This window comes from Mesorhizobium sp. M0816, from assembly GCF_040320005.1.
Classification (GTDB): domain Bacteria; phylum Pseudomonadota; class Alphaproteobacteria; order Rhizobiales; family Rhizobiaceae; genus Mesorhizobium.
In genome coordinates this window covers 107,993-125,026 of sequence record NZ_JAMYOT010000002.1, presented here as the reverse complement: position 1 = coordinate 125,026, position 17,034 = coordinate 107,993, and the positions used below count along the sequence as shown (strand labels likewise).

Below are 17,034 nucleotides of genomic sequence, written 5' to 3'. Positions count from 1 at the left end.
GCTCGAATGTCTAACCTCATCGCACGTTTTGTGAAGGACGAATCCGGCGCGACCGCTATCGAATACGGTCTGATCGCCGCTCTTATCGCACTCGCCATCATGGTCGGCGCCGGCCAGCTCGGCAACTCGCTGAACGCCAAGTTCACCGCCATCTCCACTAAGGTGAACGGTAGCTGACCGTAACGGGTTCGGTTGTTCTGAAATAAGGGCCGCCGCACTGGCGGCCCTTATTTAGTCCTGGTATGATTTGAAATTTAGGCCTCATCAGTCGTTAATCGAATAGGATTAGGCTGGGGCCAGATGCAATTGGGTCATAGGCGCGCCGATGCTTGAAGCCGTGATCTTCGTCGTGTTTCCGTTCTGCATGCTTTTTGCCGCGATCTCCGACATGCTTTCGATGACGATCGCCAATCGCGTGCCGGTGTTGCTTGTGGTTGTCTTCGCCTTGGTTGCGCCTTTGACCGGCATGGACTGGGCCACCTATGGCTGGCATTTCGCCGCCGCCGGCCTGGTTCTCGCGGTGACGTTCGGCCTGTTCGCGCTGGGCGGCATGGGCGGCGGCGACGCCAAGCTTCTGGCTGCCACTGCCATGTGGATGGGACTGAACATCCATCTCATCGAATACCTCGTCGCCTCGACATTCATCGGCGGCCTGCTGACGCTAGCCATCCTCGCCTATCGAAAATCGCCGCTTGCCGCCGTCACAAGCCACAATCCGTTCCTGCGCCATTTCGCCGATGAGGCGACCGGCGTTCCGTACGGCATTGCGCTTGGCATTGGCGGTCTGCTCACCTATTCCGACTCGCCGTTGATGGCCTGGGCACTTACCAGGCTGGCGGGCTGAATTTCGCTTTACGCCATTGGCGCCGAGCAGGCGAGTTGGCCACGTTTTCCTTCGGGCCGGGCTTGTCGGTCCAATTTATGTAAACGTTAAATTAATCACGATCGTAAGTATAACATTAACCTTGTTTTGACGATTGCCGCTGCAAAGTCCCGCTTGGCTACGTGGTTTGCCAAGGCGAGGTTCGGACAGATGCCAGCATCCCGATTGATTATTCTGAGCGTGGCGATAGCCGCGGCCGGTGGTGCAGGCTATGTCGCGAAGAACATGGTCGTGGCTCCGCCGCCTCCGGTTGTCGATTCCGGTCCTCAGGCGCCGGCGATCGCGCTGCAGGATGTGCTTGTTCTTTCCGGCGACGTTCCGATGGGCAGTCCGCTTGAAAACAACATTTCCTGGGAGTCATGGCCGTCCGCAGGCATCAACGCAAATTTCATCACCCGCGCCGCCGAGCCTGAAGCGCTGGACAAGCTGAAGGGCGCCGTCGCTCGCGTGGCGCTCTACGCCGGCGAGCCGCTGCGGCGCTCGAAGCTGATCGGTGAAGGGCAAAGCTTCATGTCGTCGATCCTGCCCTCCGGCATGCGGGCCGTTGCCACAAGCATCTCGGCCGACACCTCGGCCGGTGGCTTTATTCTTCCCAACGATTTCGTCGACGTCATCATGACCCGCAGAGCCGATCCCGCCAATGGCGGTGGTCCGGGCTTCACGACCGAAACTATCCTGAAGAACATTCGCGTCCTGGCGATCGACCAGACCATTCAGGAGGACGAGGAAGGTAAGAAGACCAGGGTTGGCCAGACCGCCACCCTGGAACTGACGCCGCAGCAGTCCGAGATCATCACCGTCGCACAGCAGATGGCGGATCGCCTGACATTGGCGCTGCGCTCGATCAAGGACAGTCAGGACAAGAATGTGGGCGAAGCCGATTACCTGGTTTCCGGCAATGGCCGGCGCGGAACCGTGCGGTTGATCAAGTCGGGCGAAGTTTCCGAAGTGGGGGCGAGGAAATGAGGCTAAAAACCAAATTGCCGGTCACGCTGGCTGCGGCGATCGGCCTGCTTTTCCTTGGAACGAATGCATATGGCGTTCTCTGTGCCAGCGCAGCAGGCGACAACGCCAGGGTCACGGCTTCGACCGCCACCCAGCGGGTCAAGCTCGGACTGAACAAATCGGTGGTCATCGACCTGCCGAGCGATGCCTACGATATTCTCGTCGCCAACCCAGCTGTAGCCGACGCGGTGACCCGCACTGCCAGGCGCATCTATCTGTTCGGAAAGGCGGTCGGCGAGACCAACATCTTCGTCTTTGGCCCGAATGGCGAGCAGATCGTCAGCCTTGATCTGGCGGTCGAACGCGATGTTGCCGGGCTGGAGGACTATATCAGGCGCTTCATCCCGTCATCGACCGTCAAAGTCGAACTCCTGAACGACAATGTCGTTCTGACCGGAACCGTGGACACGCCCCTGGATGCCAAGCGGGCGGAACAGCTGGCCACCATCTTCGTGTCGGGCGGTGAAGCGACCACGGGACAATATTCGCAGACTGCCGCCGGCGGTTCGGCCGAGGCTGGCGTCGCCATTGACAACCCGGATGCCGAGCGTCGCGTCAGCCAGATCGTCAACCTGCTGCAGATCATCGGCGACGACCAGGTCACGCTGAAGGTGACGGTTGCGGAAGTCAGCCGCTCGGTGATGAAGCAGCTCGGCGTCAATATGATGGGCAGCGGCAGCAGCAACGGCATCAGCTGGGGTGCGGTAAGCGACAATTTCACCGGTTTGGGCAAGTCGCTGTCGAACTCGGGCCTCGCCATCGGCAGCTCGACGCTGCAGGCCTACATCAACGCCATGGAACAGTCAGGCGTCATGAAAACCCTGGCCGAGCCAACACTGACAGCGGTATCCGGCGAGAAGGCGACCTTCAAGGTCGGCGGTGAATACAATATGGTGACCAGCGTTTCCCAAGCCGTATCCAACGATAACCAGACAGGTCTGAAGACCTATTCAATCGAGAAGATCGAATATGGCATTGGCCTGGAATTCCAGCCGGTGGTGCTGTCTCCCGGCCGCATCAGCCTGAAGGTCAGGACCTCGGTCTCCGAGCCGACAACGGAGGGATCAGTATCTTTGTCCGAAGGCGTAACAAGCCCCGGCATGAACGCCCTGTCGCTCCGCAAGCGCTTGGCCGACACAACAGTGGAACTGCCTTCGGGCGGCTCGATGATGATTGCCGGCCTTGTCCGCGATGATCTCAGGCAAGCCGTCAACGGCTTGCCCGGTCTGACAAAGATTCCAGTGCTTGGCGCGCTGTTCCGCAGCAGGGATTTCGTTCGCAACGAGACCGAGCTCGTCATCATCATTACGCCGTATCTGGTGAAGCCGGTGGCGCGCAACGATCTTGCCAAGCCGGATGACAATTTCAACGCCGCCAGCGATGGTGCCGGCATTTTCCTTGGCCGCGTCAACCGTGTCTACGGCACCATGCAGACCGACAAGCCCAACGGCCGTTACCACGGCGTTGTCGGCTTCATCTACAAGTAAGCGGGGAAGCGGTCATGTCTAAGGCAGCATCGAAGGCACGGGCGATCACCGCGACGCGGTCGGTCCATTCGCGAATCTGGCGGCCGGCCGTTCCCATTATGGCGATCGCGGTGGCGGCATTGCTGGCCGGCTGCGCCAATCGCGACAGCGTCACGGTGGGTGCCATACCGGACGATTATCGCACCACCCATCCGATCGTCATAGCCGAGAAGATACAGAAGATCGACCTTCCGGTCGGCGCCGGCGACCGTGGCATGACCAGATCCCAGCGCGACACGCTCCTGGGCTTCCTGGACGGATACGACAGGAGCGCGGCTCCGGTGCTGACGATCGAGATTCCGAGCGGTTCGGCCAACGAAATCGCGGCGGCCGCCGCCGGCCGCGATTTCGCCAGGCTTGCCATGGCCAGCGGCATCAGCCGGAAGCGGATCGCCATGCGGTCCTATCAATCCGGTTCGGTCGAAGCGTCCGCCCCGGTCCGTGTCGCCTACGTCTCGGTGAAGGCTCAGACGGATAAATGCGGGCGCTGGCCCGAAGACCTGCTGGAGACTTCGGAAAACAAGCACTATGCCGATTTCGGCTGTTCGTACCAAAACAACCTTGCCGCCCAGATGGCCAATCCGGTCGATCTGATCGGACCGCGCAAACAGACACCCATCGACGCGGCAAATCGGAGCGCGGTGATCGACGTCTATCGTGACAGAGGTATTTCGGACGAATTCCTCGGCAATTCGGAAGTCGAATATTAACGAGTGTTGAGGCTCAACAAACCCTAAGCCGCGCAAGTCACGGAAAGTGATGACAATGAGCAATCTTGCCTACGACACAGAGGTACCGGGCGGCGAAACCTCGGAGCAGGATATTGCCGCGATGCAGGCGTTGCGGCCGATCCCGCGCATTTCGATCCAGGCATTTTGCGAGACCGAAGGCGTAGCCAATCCGGTCGAGCGCGCCGGCGAGGATCGCCGCATGGCCAAGGCCCATCTGAAAGTGCATATGGGGGGCATCCCTACCGCTATCGAATTCTATCAGTCGGCGCCGACACCGAACCTGATCCTGCTTGAATCGCGCAGCGAGCCGAAGCTGTTGCTGGAACAACTCGCCCAGCTCTCCGAGCATTGTGACCCGACCTCCAAGGTGGTGGTTGTCGGCCACTACAACGATGTCGGCTTGTACCGCGAACTCATCCGTTCGGGCATTTCCGAGTATGTCATCGCGCCCGTATCGATGGCCGACATCGTCAGCGTGGTGTCTTCGATCTTCGTTGATCCGGAAGCTGAGCCGATCGGCCGCTCGATTGCCTTCATCGGCGCCAAAGGCGGCGTCGGCTCCTCGACCATAGCCCATAATGTGGCCTGGGCCATGTCGTCCCTTTTCAAATCCGAAGTGGTTGTCGCCGATCTCGACCTCGCCTTCGGAACGGCCAATATCAATTTCGACCAGGATCCGGCGCAAGGCATTGCCGAGGCAGTCTTCTCGCCGGAACGCGTCGACGAGGTCTATCTCGACCGGCTGCTCGCCCAATGCGCCGAGCACCTGTCGCTGCTTGCGGCCCCTTCGACGCTGGAGCGGGTCTACGATTTCGATCCCGACGCCTTCACCCAGCTTATCGACATAGCCCAGCGTAGCGCGCCGCTCCTCGTGCTCGATGTTCCCCACGTGTGGGCCGGCTGGACCAAGAACACGCTGGTCAAGGCCGACGAGATCGTCATCACGGCGACGCCCGAACTGGCCAATCTGCGCAACACGAAGAACCTGGTCGACATGCTGAAGCGGCTTCGTCCGAACGATCCCGCGCCAAAGCTTGTGATCAACCAGGCCGGTGTGCCGAAACGTCCTGAGATTACGCCGTCCGACTTCTCCGAATCGCTCGGCCTTTCGCCGATGTCGGTCATCCCGTTCGAGCCGCTTTTGTTCGGAAATGCTGCCAACAACGGACGTATGCTCGGTGAGATGGATGCCAAGAGTCCGGTTGTCGCCACGATCAACGAGATCGCCCATGTGCTGACAGGGCGCAGCGAAATCAAAGTGAAGAAAAAGGCTGGCCTCGGCAATCTGATCGGCAAGCTTTCGCGCAACAAGAAGTGATGCCTCAGCGGTGGAATTGGTAAGCGATCATGTTTGGTAAAAGAGGCAGCGACGACGGCAACCGGACCATTCCGGAATTCCGTCAGCCAGCACCCGCACCTGCTGCGCCGGCGGCCGCGAACCCTGTGGAAGCGGCTGTAACTGCCAGGTCGGCGGCGCTGCCGCCATCCGGCGCGCCTGCCGCGCCGGCGGTTCGCCGTGCGGTCGAGCCGCCGCCATTGGCCCCGGAGCCGAAAAGTATCCAGCGCCAAAAGAGCGAAACCTACTACGACACCAAAAGCCAGGTCTTCGCCGCACTCATCGATACGATAGATCTGTCGCAGCTCGCCAAACTCGATCCCGAAAGCGCGCGCGAGGAAATCCGCGACATTGTCAACGACATCATCGCGATCAAGAATTTCGCGATGTCCATCGCCGAGCAGGAAGAGCTTCTCGAGGATATCTGCAACGACGTTTTGGGCTACGGGCCGCTGGAGCCACTGCTTGCCCGCGACGATATTGCCGACATCATGGTCAATGGCTCCAAGAACGTCTACATCGAAGTCAACGGCAAGGTCGAGCAGACCGGCATCCGTTTCCGCGACAACCAGCAGCTCCTCAACATCTGCCAGCGTATCGTCAGCCAGGTTGGCCGCCGCGTCGATGAATCAAGCCCGATCTGCGATGCGCGTCTTCCTGATGGCTCCCGTGTCAACGTCATCGCACCGCCCCTGGCTATCGACGGCACCGCACTTACCATCCGCAAGTTCAAGAAGGACAAGCTGACGCTCGACCAGCTGGTCAAGTTCGGCTCGATTTCTCCGCAAGGGGCCGAGATTCTCAAGATCATCGGGCGTGTCCGCTGCAACATTGTCATCTCGGGCGGTACCGGCTCAGGCAAGACGACGCTGCTCAATTGCCTGACCAACTATATCGACCGCGAAGAACGCGTCATCACCTGCGAGGACTCAGCTGAGCTGCAATTGCAGCAGCCGCATGTGGTGCGTCTCGAAACCCGTCCGCCCAACCTCGAAGGCGAGGGCGAAGTGACCATGCGCGACCTGGTCAAGAACTGTCTGCGCATGCGCCCCGAACGTATTATCGTCGGCGAAGTGCGCGGACCCGAAGTGTTCGACCTGCTGCAGGCGATGAACACCGGCCATGACGGCTCGATGGGAACGATCCACTCGAACAGCCCGCGCGAATGCCTCAACCGTATAGAGTCGATGATCGCCATGGGCGGCTATACGCTGCCGCAAAAAACCGTGCGCGAAATCGTCGTCGGCTCCGTCGACGTGATCATACAGGCTGCACGCCTGCGCGACGGATCGCGGCGTATCACCCACATCACCGAGGTGATCGGCATGGAAGGTGACGTCATCATCACCCAGGACATCGTTCTCTATAACATCAAGGGCGAGGACGCGAACGGCAGGCTGCTGGGCGAGCACGTGTCGACTGGGATCGGCCGTCCGCATTTCTGGGAGCGCGCCCGCTACTACGGTGAGGAGCAGCGCCTCGCGGTTGCGCTCGAGGCGATGGAGAAACGCGCTGATTGATCCGTCTGGAAGCGTGGGGGCCAGGGTCGATGTTCGGAATTGACGGCACCGTATTGGCATTCGTTGTGCTCGCCGGCTTCAGCGCCGGCGCTGTGGCCTATGCTTTCCTGTTCAACCGGATCAGCACCGAGAAGCAGGTCGGCAAGCGGCTTGAATCGATCAAGACCGCCGAGACGGATCGATCCGTCGTCAAGGCGTCGCGCGATCGCGTGGCGGAAGCGGCCAAGCGTCGCAAGTCCGTCCAGGATTCGCTGAAGGATCTCGATCAAAAGCAAAAGTCCAATCAGAGCCTGGTCAAGAAACCACCGCTGAAGATCCAAATCCGTCAGGCCGGCATGAAGATCTCGCTCGAGCGCTTCTATGTCTACTCGGCGGTCTGCGGCGTCGTCTTGACGGCTCTTGTTTATTTCATCGGCGCACCGCTGCTGGTCTTGCCGGCTGCGCTGCTGGTCGGCGTCTTGGGTCTGCCCCGCTGGTTCGTCTCGTTTCGCCGCGCGCACCGCGTCAAGGCGTTCCTCAACGAATTTCCGAACGCGCTCGATATCATCGTGCGTGCGGTAAAATCCGGCCTGCCGCTGAACGACGCCGTGCGCCTGATCGCCAACGAATCCCCCGAGCCGGTCAAGACCGAGTTCCGCCGCATAGTCGATTCGCAGCAAATGGGTTTGTCGATCCCCGACGCGGCCATGCGCATGCCAGAAACGATGCCGTGCACCGAGGCGAGCTTCTTCGGCATCGTCATCCAGATCCAGTCTCAGGCCGGCGGCAATCTTTCCGAAGCGCTGGGCAATCTTTCGCGCGTGCTTCGCGACCGCAAGAAAATGAAAGCCAAGGTCCAGGCATTGTCCATGGAAGCCAAGGCATCCGCCGTGATCATCGGCGCGTTGCCTTTCGTCGTCGCCTTTCTCGTCTATTTGACGAGCCCGAACTACATCATGCCCCTCTTCATCACCAGCACCGGCCATCTGATCCTCGGTTGTTCCGGCATCTGGATGTCGATGGGCGTCCTGGTAATGCGCAAGATGATGAATTTCGAAGTCTAGGACTCGCGTATGACCGATCACGTCATCAGAACTCTCACCGACCCGTCCCTGCTGATCGCACTGCTGGTCGGCATCGCGGTGTTTGCGACCGTCTTCACGCTGCTGCCCGCTTTTGGCGGGAACCAGCTCAAGGCGCGCATGAAATCCGTAGCGCTGGAGCGCGATGAGCTGCGCGCCAAGCAGCGCGCGCGGCTGGCAGTCGAAGCCGACCGCCGCCGCAAGGGCCTGCGCGAAGAACAGTCGGTCGGCATGCGCAATATTGTCGATCGCCTGGATCTCAGGCGTGCGCTGGCGGATGAAGGTACCTTGCAGAAATTGAAAGTGGCAGGTTTTCGCGGGCAAAATCCGCTGACGCGCTTCCTTTTCTTCCGTCTCGTCCTGCCCTTCATCGGCTTTGCATTGGCGGCGATGTATCTGTTCGTGCTCGGCGGATTGCCCGAGCAGCCGCTTTTCGTGAAGCTGTTCGTGTGCATCGTGGTAGCCTATGCGGGATTCTACGCGCCGGTGCTCTACGTCAACAACCGCGCTACCAAGCGCAAGCAATCGATTCAGATGGCGTGGCCGGACGCGCTCGACCTGTTGCTGATATGCGTCGAGTCCGGCATGTCGGTGGAAGCGGCGCTTCGCAAGGTCGCCGATGAGATCGGCGCGCAATCGGTGGCATTGGCGGAAGAATTCATCCTGACAAACGCCGAGCTTTCCTATCTGCAGGAGCGCAAGCAGGCCTATGAGAACCTTGCAAGCCGAACTGGCCTGGAATCCGTCAGGTCGGTGTCCCAGGCGTTGGTTCAGGCCGAGCGCTACGGCACGCCCGTGGCGCATGCGTTGCGGGTGCTTGCCAGTGAGAGCCGCGACATGCGCATGAATGCCGCCGAGAAGAAGGCGGCCGCGCTGCCGCCGAAGCTCACCGTGCCGATGATCCTGTTCTTCCTGCCGGTGCTGTTCGCCATCATTCTGGGTCCCGCCGGCATCCAGGTGAGCCAGCGCGGCATCTTTGGCGACCAGCCGAAATCCAGCAGCGAGTAGCGCCAGCGGCGTTGCCAGAAACGCTGATACGATTCAGAGCCACGCTGCCGGTGCAGCGCGGCTCTTTGCGTTAGACATGTTGCGGAATTCGCGCGCCGGTTCGGCGCTCGAAGCGGTCAGTTGGTGGCGGGCTTTGCCTTGTCCTGGTCCTTGAGCTGGCTCCAGGCATTCTGCTGCGCCAGCATCTGGCGAAGGTAAGCGACGTTAGCCTGCGCCTGATCCTGCGACAGCTCTTGCGAGGCGATCTTCTCAGCCTCGTCGAAACGGCCTTGCAGACCGACGACCAGCGCAAGGTTCTGGCGGACGCGGCTATCTGCATTCGGCTGCTGGGCGGCTGAGCGCATATAGGTTTCGGCCGTGCGCAAATCACCTTCCAGCACGTACGACATGCCGAGATTGGAAAGGATCGACGGTTCGTTCGGCCTGAGGTCAAGCGCCTTGCGATAGCCTTGGCGCGCCTCGTCCTTCTGGCCGAGCTGGTCGAGAATAGCAGCTTCCGCCGATACCAGTTTCCAGTCAGGATATTCGGGCGTCTGGGCGCGGCGCACGGCATCGAGAGCCGGTTCGAACTGTCCGTTGGCGGCAAGCGCCTTGCCATAGGCGGCGAGCACGTCGCGGTCCTTCGGCAGGGCGATCGCCAGCTTGCGCATCACCGCAAGCGATTGGTCTGCGTCGCCGTCCATCTGCAGCGCCGCGGCATAATTTGTCGCGATCCGCTTGTCGCTGGGGTTTTTCGAATAGGACTGGCCGAGCGCCATCGTAGCGTTGTGCAGTTCGCCCGCCGACATTGTTTCCAGCGGCTTGCCGCTTGGACGAGAAATCGAGCCAGTCGTCAATTTGCTGGTTCCGCAGCCGGCGACGCCTGCGGCAAGCGCCATCATCAACGCCGTGCTGATCAGCCTATTTGCGCTGGCGTTCATCCTGCGGTTGGTCGGCATCGGCACCAGGGCTCCGTTCATGCGCGTGACCATTTGCGAGGTCATCTTTCCTCCCGCAGAAATATTCTGTTAACCCTAACGGAGAGTTAAGAAACGTCGACTCGGAAGCCGGAGGCCAGCGAATGCCTGTCGAACTCGTCGAGAAAGAATTGAGCAATGCGCTGCCGGTCCATCTGGTGGCGAAGGATGCTCTGGCGGCGTCGGGCCTTGCGCCATCCTCGGTCGCCTGGGCCAAGGCCAACGGCTTTTCCGGCGAGGCCGGCAGGACGCTCATCGTGCCTGGCGACAACGGCGCGATTGCCGGAGCCCTGTTCGGCACCGGTGATGGCGAGGGCGCACTGGCCATCGGCGCACTAGCGAGAGCCTTGCCCGAAGGCGAGTGGCATTTTGCGTCCGCACCGGCCAAGCCGGAGCTTACGGCACTCGCCGTGGCGCTCGGCGGCTATGTCTTCACCCGCTACGGCAAGAAGCCAGGCAAGACGCTTCGCCTCGCGCTGCCGGCAGGCACCGACGCCGCCCGCATCCGCCGCCTCGCCGATGGCATTTTCCTGGCGCGCGATCTGGTTAACACGCCGACCAGCGATATGGGCCCCGGGCAGTTGGAGAAGGCCGCCCGGACCTTGGCCGCGACGCACAAGGCCGAAATATCGGTGACCAAAGGCGACGATCTTCTTACCGCCAACTTTCCGATGATCCACGCCGTCGGTCGGGCTTCTGCCGACGCGCCACGCCTGATCGACATGATTTGGGGGCCGAACAATGCCCCCAAGATAACGCTGGTCGGCAAGGGCGTCTGCTTCGATACAGGCGGTCTCGACATCAAGCCGTCCTCGGGCATGCTTTTGATGAAGAAGGACATGGGTGGCGCTGCCAACGTGCTGGGTCTCGCTTCCATGATCATGGCCACCGGGTTGAAGGTTCGGCTGCGCGTGCTCATCCCGGCTGTCGAGAATTCGATAGCCGGCAATGCCTTCCGGCCAGGCGACGTGCTGGTGAGCCGCAAGGGCATCACCGTCGAAATCGGCAACACCGACGCCGAAGGGCGGCTGGTGCTCGCCGATGCCCTGGCCTTGGCCGATGACGAAGAGCCGCAGATGCTGGTCGATATGGCGACGCTGACAGGCGCTGCCCGTGTTGCGCTCGGTCCCGACCTGCCGCCGTTCTACACCGGTGACGAGGCGCTTGCATCCGAGCTGGCGGACGCCTCCGTTGCGGTCGAGGATCCGCTATGGCGCATGCCGTTGTGGAAGCCCTATGACGCCAAGCTGGCGTCGAAGGTGGCCAACATCAACAACGTCACGTCGGACGGTTTCGCCGGCTCGATCACCGCGGCGCTTTTCCTGAAGCGCTTCGTCGAAAAGACCGCCGGCTGGGCGCATGTCGACATCTTCGCCTGGAACCCGTTCGACCGCCCGCACGGCCTTGCGGGTGGCGAAGCGCAAGGCATCCGGGCGCTGGAGCAGGTCATTTCGAACCGCTACGGCTGATTCTAGGACATAGCCGACGAAGGTATTGACTGAAACGGAACCGAAACAATTTTCCGACATGCTGGACGGATGTCGATTATCATGCGTCCAAGCCAAGCGTTGCGACTATGGCAACAGGTGGTGCTGTCGGAGGTGCGCGACGACGCGCCCGATCTCACCATGCGCCAGACGGCGATCCTGTTCACCATCTATCTCGATCCGCCGCCACACACGGTGCGGGGGTTAGCCGCCCGCCTCAACGTCACCAAGCCGGTGATCACCCGTGCGCTCGATACGATGGGGGCACTGAAACTGGTGTCGCGCCATCGCGACGAGCTCGACAAGCGCAACGTGCTGGTCAGGCGTACAGTCGAAGGCGCGCTCTTTGTCGAGCGCTTTGGCGATGTTATCATTGCCAGAGCCCAAGAGTTGCCCATTTGAACGAGTTGCCGATTTGACCGCCAGGGATGCCCGCCTCCATGCCTTCCGCTCCGATCTCGCCGACGCCAGGCTGACAGGCGAGGTCGCCGCCGACCGTTTCGTCGCCGGCCGGCCGGCTCGCATATCAGCCTCCGCGGCCGATGTCCGCAAGGCTCCGCGCCCGGATGCCGGCGTCGATACCCAGCTTCTGTTCGGCGAAGACGTCCTCGTCTTCGAGGACGTTGAGGGCTGGGCCTGGATACAGGCCGAGCGCGACGGCTATGTCGGCTATGTCGCCGACACTGTGCTGGGCGGTCGGGACCATGCACCCACGCATGTTGTCTCGGTGCCGCGCACTTTCCTCTATCCGGGACCGGATTTGCGGTTCCCGGTGAGCGGGGAGCTCTCGATGGGGTCAGCGGTAACAGTGAAAGGCGCGGCTGAAACACGCCGCACGTACTATGCTCTGCTGCCATCCGGCGAGGCGGTCATATCTGACCATCTCAGGCCTGTCGCCGAGGTTGCCCCCGACTACGTCGCGGTCGCCGAGGCGTTTCTCGGCACGCCCTATCTATGGGGCGGCGTTTCCGGCTTCGGCATCGATTGTTCCGGTCTCGTGCAACTTGCAATGCACATGGCTGGCAGGCAAGTGCTGCGCGACACCGACATGCAGGCGGCGACCGTCGGTGAACCGCTCGACCTCGGGCCGGATTTTGCCGGGTTGCGGCGCGGCGACCTGGTCTTCTGGAAAGGCCACGTCGCGATCATGACGGATCCGGAGACCATGATCCACGCCAACGGCCACACCATGCTGGTGTCGCGTGAAGGACTGAGGGAGGCGGTCGCCCGTATCGGCTATCTCTATGGCGGACCGACCGGGTTTCGCCGGCCATAACGCGAATCGATCACCTTTTGTTCTGATTCTGCTTGGCGATTGCGCGTCGCCGCGCTACCTCTGGCGCGTGACAGAGCAGCCGCGCCTTGCCCAACAGAATGCCGCCGTCGTCCTGCCCCAGCCATTCGTCAAATGGTTTGCGGAAAAGGGCTGGTCGCCGCGCGCCCACCAGATCGATTTGCTGGCCAAAGCCCAGGGTGGGCAGTCGGTATTGCTGATCGCCCCGACCGGCGCCGGCAAGACGCTGGCCGGGTTCTTGCCATCGCTGACCGAACTGGCCGGCCGACCGAGGAGAAGGCCGGGGCAGGCGCATCGAGGCATCCACACACTTTACATCTCGCCGCTGAAGGCGCTGGCCGTCGACATCGAGCGCAATCTCGGCAAACCCGTCGCAGAAATCGGGCTGCCGGTCACCGTCGAGACGCGCACCGGTGACACGCCCGCACACAAGCGCCAGCGGCAGAAGCTGGCGCCGCCCGACATTCTCCTGACCACGCCCGAGCAATTGGCGCTGCTGATTGCCGCGCCCGATGCCAAGCGCTTCTTCGAGGACCTGCGCTATGTCGTGCTCGACGAATTGCATTCGCTGGTGACCTCGAAGCGCGGGCATCTCCTGTCGCTCGGGCTGGCCCGGCTGCGCTCGTTTGTGCCCGCCCTGCAGACGATAGGCCTGTCGGCGACGGTCGCCGAGCCTGACGAATTGCGGCGCTGGCTGGTCAGCCAGAATCCACCGGGGCCGATGGCCGAACTGATCGTCGCCACTGGCGGCGCCAAGCCCGACATCTCCATTCTCGATTCGGAGGAGCGCGTGCCGTGGGCGGGACATTCGGCCCGCTACGCAACGCCGGAAATCTACAACGAGATCAAGGGCCACAAGACAACCCTGCTGTTTGTCAACACGCGCAGCCAGGCGGAGTTGCTGTTCCAGGAGTTGTGGCGGGTCAACGAGGAGACCTTGCCGATCGCGCTGCATCACGGCTCGCTCGACGTCGCGCAGCGCCGGCGTGTCGAAAAGGCAATGGGCGAGAACACCCTGCGCGCCATCGTCGCCACGTCGACGCTCGACCTCGGCATCGACTGGGGCGATGTCGACCTGGTCGTCCATGTCGGTGCGCCGAAAGGTGCCAGCCGGCTGGCGCAGCGCATCGGCCGCGCCAACCACCGTATGGACGAGCCGTCCAAGGCGATCCTGATACCGGCCAACCGCTTCGAGGTGCTGGAATGCAGGGCGGCGCTCGACGCCAATTATCTCGGTGCCCAGGATACGCCGCCGCTGGTCGATGGCGGGCTCGACGTCCTGGCGCAGCACGTGCTGGGCTGTGCCTGCGGTGCGCCGTTCCATGCCGATGCGCTGTTCGAGGAGGTGCGGACGGCAGCACCCTATGCCGATCTCGATCGCCCGACATTCGATCGCGTCATCGATTTCGTCGCCACTGGCGGCTATGCGCTAAGGAACTACGAGCGCTATGCCCGCATCCGGTTGAACAAGGACGGACTGTGGCGGGTCTCAAATCCTCGCGTCGCCCAGCAATACCGGCTCAACGTCGGCACCATCATCGAAGTGCCGGCGCTCAACGTCCGCTACGTCCAGGCCGGCAGCAGAGGCGCGGCTTCGCGTGGCGGCCGGGTTCTGGGCAAGATCGAGGAGGCGTTCCTCGAAACGCTGACGCATGGCGACACCTTCATGTTCGCCGGCAAGGTGCTGCGCTTCGAAGGTATCCGCGAGAATGAGTGCTTTGTCTCGAATGCACCCGGCAGCGACGCCAAGGTGCCGTATTACGGTGGTGGCAAATTCCCGCTTTCGACGTACCTGGCCGAACAGGTCCGCGCCATGCTGGACGATCCGCAGCGCTGGAAGAAGCTGCCGGAGCAGGTCGCCGACTGGCTACGCTTCCAGGCCGACAAGTCGGTGCTGCCGAAACGCGACGATCTGCTGATCGAGACCTTTCCGCGCGGCAACCGCTACTATCTGGTGGCCTATCCGTTCGAGGGCAGGCTGGCGCACCAGACGCTCGGCATGCTGCTCACCCGCCGCCTCGACAGGGCGGGAGCCAAGCCGCTCGGCTTCGTCGCCACCGACTATGCGCTTGCCATATGGTCGCTGGCCGATATGGGCCATATGTTCAGGGCGAAGAAACCGTCGCTGGCTGCGCTATTCGATCAGGACATGCTGGGCGACGACCTCGAAGCCTGGCTCGCCGGCAGTTGGTTGTTGAAGCGCACCTTTCGCAATTGCGCGCTGATCTCGGGATTGATCGAGAAACGCCACCCGGGGCAGGAGAAGAGCGGCCGCCAGGTAACCGTGTCGACGGATCTCATCTACGACGTGCTGCGCAGCCACGAGCCCGACCATATCCTTTTGCAGGCGACGCGTGCCGATGCCGCGACCGGTCTCTTGGATGTCAGCAGACTTGCCGAGATGCTCTCGCGCGTCCAAGGTCGAATCATGCATAAGAACCTCGAGCAGATATCGCCGCTCGCCGTGCCGATCATGCTCGAGATCGGCAAAATGCCGGTGCATGGCGAGGCCGATGACACGCTGCTGATGGATGCAGCCACGCTGGTCGAGGAGGCCATGGGGACGAAATGACTGTCGCGCTCGCCATGGCTGCGCCTCTGGCGGATGCGGGCGCTGTCCGTATCGCCGGCGAACGCGCGATCTGCGACCGTCGCGGCGTGCTCTATTTTCCCGAATTCCGGCTTCTGACCGTATCCGACCTGCATCTGGAAAAAGGCTCATCACTGGCCAGGCGCGGCACGCTGGTCCCACCTTACGACACCGGTGCGACGTTGCTCCGGCTGCAGGCGGTGATGGCCGATTATCAGCCTGCGATCGTTATCAGCCTGGGCGACAGTTTTCACGATGGCGGCGGCGCCGCACGTATGCACGCGAGCTTTCGCCAAAGGCTGGAAGGGTTGATGGTCGGGCGCGACTGGTTCTGGGTCGCCGGCAATCATGATCCTGAAGCGCCGGCCGACTTGCCAGGCGAGACCGTACGCGAGCTGGCCATAGGCTCGCTACTCTTCCGGCACGAGCCTTCGGCGGTGAGAGTGGAAGGCGAGATATCAGGCCACCTGCATCCTTGCGCCCGCATCGTGCAGCAAGGCCGTTCGGTGCGGCGTCGTTGCTTTGCCGGCGATGGCGGCCGCATGATCATGCCGGCTTTCGGCGCCTATACCGGCTCGCTCAACGTGCTCGATCGCGCCTATGCCGGGCTGTTCCGCCGCGAAACGCTGATGGCCTATATGCTTGGCACAGAGCGCATTTTCGCGATTTCCCACGCGATGCTCAGACCGGGCTGAACCTACCTGCCGTAGTACAAAGTGACCGTGTGCTTGGCCTCGGCGAAGAACAGCCAGCGCTCGACCAGCATTCCGGCGAGTTGGGCGATTGCGGCGAGTATCGACAGTGCTGCCGCATAGGGCCACGGCAAGGCGAACGCCGCGACCAGCAGCAACGCGGGCAAAGCAAAGGCCAGCACCTGCGTGATCTGGCGGAGTTTAGCGCTGTGCTTGCGCGCAATGCGAAAACCCATCTCCTTGAGCAGATAGTTTTCCTCGGTATGCGGCCATTCCAGCGACCGCACCGTGCCGCCGGAAAGCCCGGTTGCGGTGTTGGCATTGGTCGGGATCTCCAGCCTGTCATTGTATCGCCAGGTCGCCAGCTTCAAACCCCAGCCGAGCGCGGTCAGCAACAGGGCACCCGCCAGAAGCATATTCGAGCCTGCGGCAAATCCCTGCAGCAGGGCGTTGAGCAGTACGCTGCCGGTCATCGCCGAAAAGACCAGGTAGGCGGGCAGGGTGAAGCGGCTGTGCCACTGGGCAATCGGCTTCAACGACGCGTAGATCATGCCGGTGGTGCAGACGGTTGCGACCGCGCCGATGGCAGCGAGCAGCCCGGCGACAGCCGCCCAGCCGCTCGTACGGCCGAGGACCACCCAGCCAATACCGAACAACCCCGCCGGCACGAAGGTGGCGACCGAGGCAACACCTTCGCGCGACAGCCATGAGCTACGCCATTGCGAGAAGGCACGCCAGGCGCGTTCGGGCCGGCCGAGATGGCCGGCCGACGACAGCAGGCCTGTCGAGATCAGGCTAAGCGCCAGCCCCATGCCGGTGAGGCCAAGCCAGAAATCGGGCGGGATAAAGCCCTGTCCGGCGAGCACGCCAAGCAGCGCGAGCAGGCCGTAACCGGCGCCCGTGGCCGTGGTGAAAAAGACGACGGAGAAGGCTGGATGCATGAAG

At 62.2% G+C, this 17,034-nt stretch carries 16 protein-coding genes; 14 read left to right on the top strand and 2 right to left on the bottom strand.

Annotated elements, in window-relative coordinates; all coding sequences use genetic code 11:
- The first annotated feature begins 6 nt into the window (after positions 1 to 6).
- The 9 genes from NKI17_RS02790 (at position 7) to NKI17_RS02750 (ending at position 9,070) form a co-directional block, all read left to right on the top strand.
- Positions 7 to 177 carry a Flp family type IVb pilin gene (locus tag NKI17_RS02790; protein WP_023676929.1) on the top strand — a complete coding sequence of 57 codons (171 nt, stop codon included), beginning with the start codon at positions 7 to 9 and terminating at the stop codon, positions 175 to 177.
- A 148-nt stretch (positions 178 to 325) separates the two neighbouring features.
- Positions 326 to 844: an A24 family peptidase gene (locus tag NKI17_RS02785; protein ID WP_023676930.1), complete on the top strand. Its 519-nt coding sequence runs from the start codon at positions 326 to 328 to the stop codon at positions 842 to 844.
- A 189-nt stretch (positions 845 to 1,033) separates the two neighbouring features.
- The gene (gene cpaB / locus NKI17_RS02780; RefSeq protein ID WP_023676931.1) at positions 1,034 to 1,849 is read left to right on the top strand and encodes a Flp pilus assembly protein CpaB; all 816 of its coding nucleotides are present in this window, start codon (positions 1,034 to 1,036) and stop codon (positions 1,847 to 1,849) included.
- Positions 1,846 to 3,375: a type II and III secretion system protein family protein gene (locus NKI17_RS02775; protein ID WP_352589099.1), complete on the top strand. Its 1,530-nt coding sequence runs from the start codon at positions 1,846 to 1,848 to the stop codon at positions 3,373 to 3,375. The genes cpaB and NKI17_RS02775 overlap by 4 nt, the downstream gene beginning before the upstream one ends.
- Before the next feature lie 14 nt (positions 3,376 to 3,389).
- The gene (locus tag NKI17_RS02770) at positions 3,390 to 4,124 is read left to right on the top strand and encodes a CpaD family pilus assembly protein (RefSeq protein ID WP_352589101.1); all 735 of its coding nucleotides are present in this window, start codon (positions 3,390 to 3,392) and stop codon (positions 4,122 to 4,124) included.
- 55 nt (positions 4,125 to 4,179) lie between these two features.
- Positions 4,180 to 5,463, top strand: coding sequence for a CpaE/TadZ family protein (locus NKI17_RS02765; protein ID WP_352621909.1), 1,284 nt, complete (start codon positions 4,180 to 4,182; stop codon positions 5,461 to 5,463).
- A 29-nt stretch (positions 5,464 to 5,492) separates the two neighbouring features.
- On the top strand, positions 5,493 to 7,001 hold the full coding sequence (locus NKI17_RS02760; RefSeq protein ID WP_352455132.1) for a TadA family conjugal transfer-associated ATPase: 1,509 nt from the start codon (positions 5,493 to 5,495) through the stop codon (positions 6,999 to 7,001).
- Between the two features lie 29 nt (positions 7,002 to 7,030).
- A complete protein-coding gene (locus NKI17_RS02755) occupies positions 7,031 to 8,044 on the top strand; it encodes a type II secretion system F family protein (protein ID WP_023676935.1) in 1,014 nt (337 codons plus the stop codon).
- A 9-nt stretch (positions 8,045 to 8,053) separates the two neighbouring features.
- Positions 8,054 to 9,070, top strand: coding sequence for a type II secretion system F family protein (locus NKI17_RS02750; RefSeq protein WP_023676936.1), 1,017 nt, complete (start codon positions 8,054 to 8,056; stop codon positions 9,068 to 9,070).
- A gap of 116 nt (positions 9,071 to 9,186) precedes the next feature.
- Here NKI17_RS02750 and NKI17_RS02745 read toward each other — a convergent pair whose 3' ends face one another.
- Positions 9,187 to 10,008 carry a tetratricopeptide repeat protein gene (locus tag NKI17_RS02745; RefSeq protein WP_023676937.1) on the bottom strand — a complete coding sequence of 274 codons (822 nt, stop codon included), beginning with the start codon at positions 10,006 to 10,008 and terminating at the stop codon, positions 9,187 to 9,189.
- 122 nt (positions 10,009 to 10,130) lie between these two features.
- Here NKI17_RS02745 and NKI17_RS02740 point away from each other — a divergent pair, with 122 nt between their 5' ends.
- From NKI17_RS02740 to pdeM, 5 genes are all read left to right on the top strand, one after another.
- The gene (locus tag NKI17_RS02740; protein ID WP_352455133.1) at positions 10,131 to 11,495 is read left to right on the top strand and encodes a leucyl aminopeptidase family protein; all 1,365 of its coding nucleotides are present in this window, start codon (positions 10,131 to 10,133) and stop codon (positions 11,493 to 11,495) included.
- 69 nt (positions 11,496 to 11,564) lie between these two features.
- Positions 11,565 to 11,915 (top strand): MarR family winged helix-turn-helix transcriptional regulator, encoded by a 351-nt coding sequence (locus NKI17_RS02735; protein WP_023676939.1) that lies wholly within the window; start codon positions 11,565 to 11,567, stop codon positions 11,913 to 11,915.
- Positions 11,878 to 12,789 (top strand): C40 family peptidase, encoded by a 912-nt coding sequence (locus NKI17_RS02730; protein WP_084641121.1) that lies wholly within the window; start codon positions 11,878 to 11,880, stop codon positions 12,787 to 12,789. Before NKI17_RS02735 ends, NKI17_RS02730 begins: the two co-directional genes overlap by 38 nt.
- Before the next feature lie 67 nt (positions 12,790 to 12,856).
- Positions 12,857 to 15,379 carry a ligase-associated DNA damage response DEXH box helicase gene (locus NKI17_RS02725; RefSeq protein ID WP_352905379.1) on the top strand — a complete coding sequence of 841 codons (2,523 nt, stop codon included), beginning with the start codon at positions 12,857 to 12,859 and terminating at the stop codon, positions 15,377 to 15,379.
- Positions 15,376 to 16,092, top strand: coding sequence for a ligase-associated DNA damage response endonuclease PdeM (gene pdeM / locus NKI17_RS02720; RefSeq protein ID WP_352905378.1), 717 nt, complete (start codon positions 15,376 to 15,378; stop codon positions 16,090 to 16,092). The genes NKI17_RS02725 and pdeM overlap by 4 nt, the downstream gene beginning before the upstream one ends.
- 2 nt (positions 16,093 to 16,094) lie before the next feature.
- Here the strand turns inward: pdeM and NKI17_RS02715 are convergent, their stop codons facing one another.
- Positions 16,095 to 17,030 (bottom strand): dimethyl sulfoxide reductase anchor subunit family protein, encoded by a 936-nt coding sequence (locus tag NKI17_RS02715; protein WP_352455136.1) that lies wholly within the window; start codon positions 17,028 to 17,030, stop codon positions 16,095 to 16,097.
- Between the last annotated feature and the right edge of the window lie 4 nt (positions 17,031 to 17,034).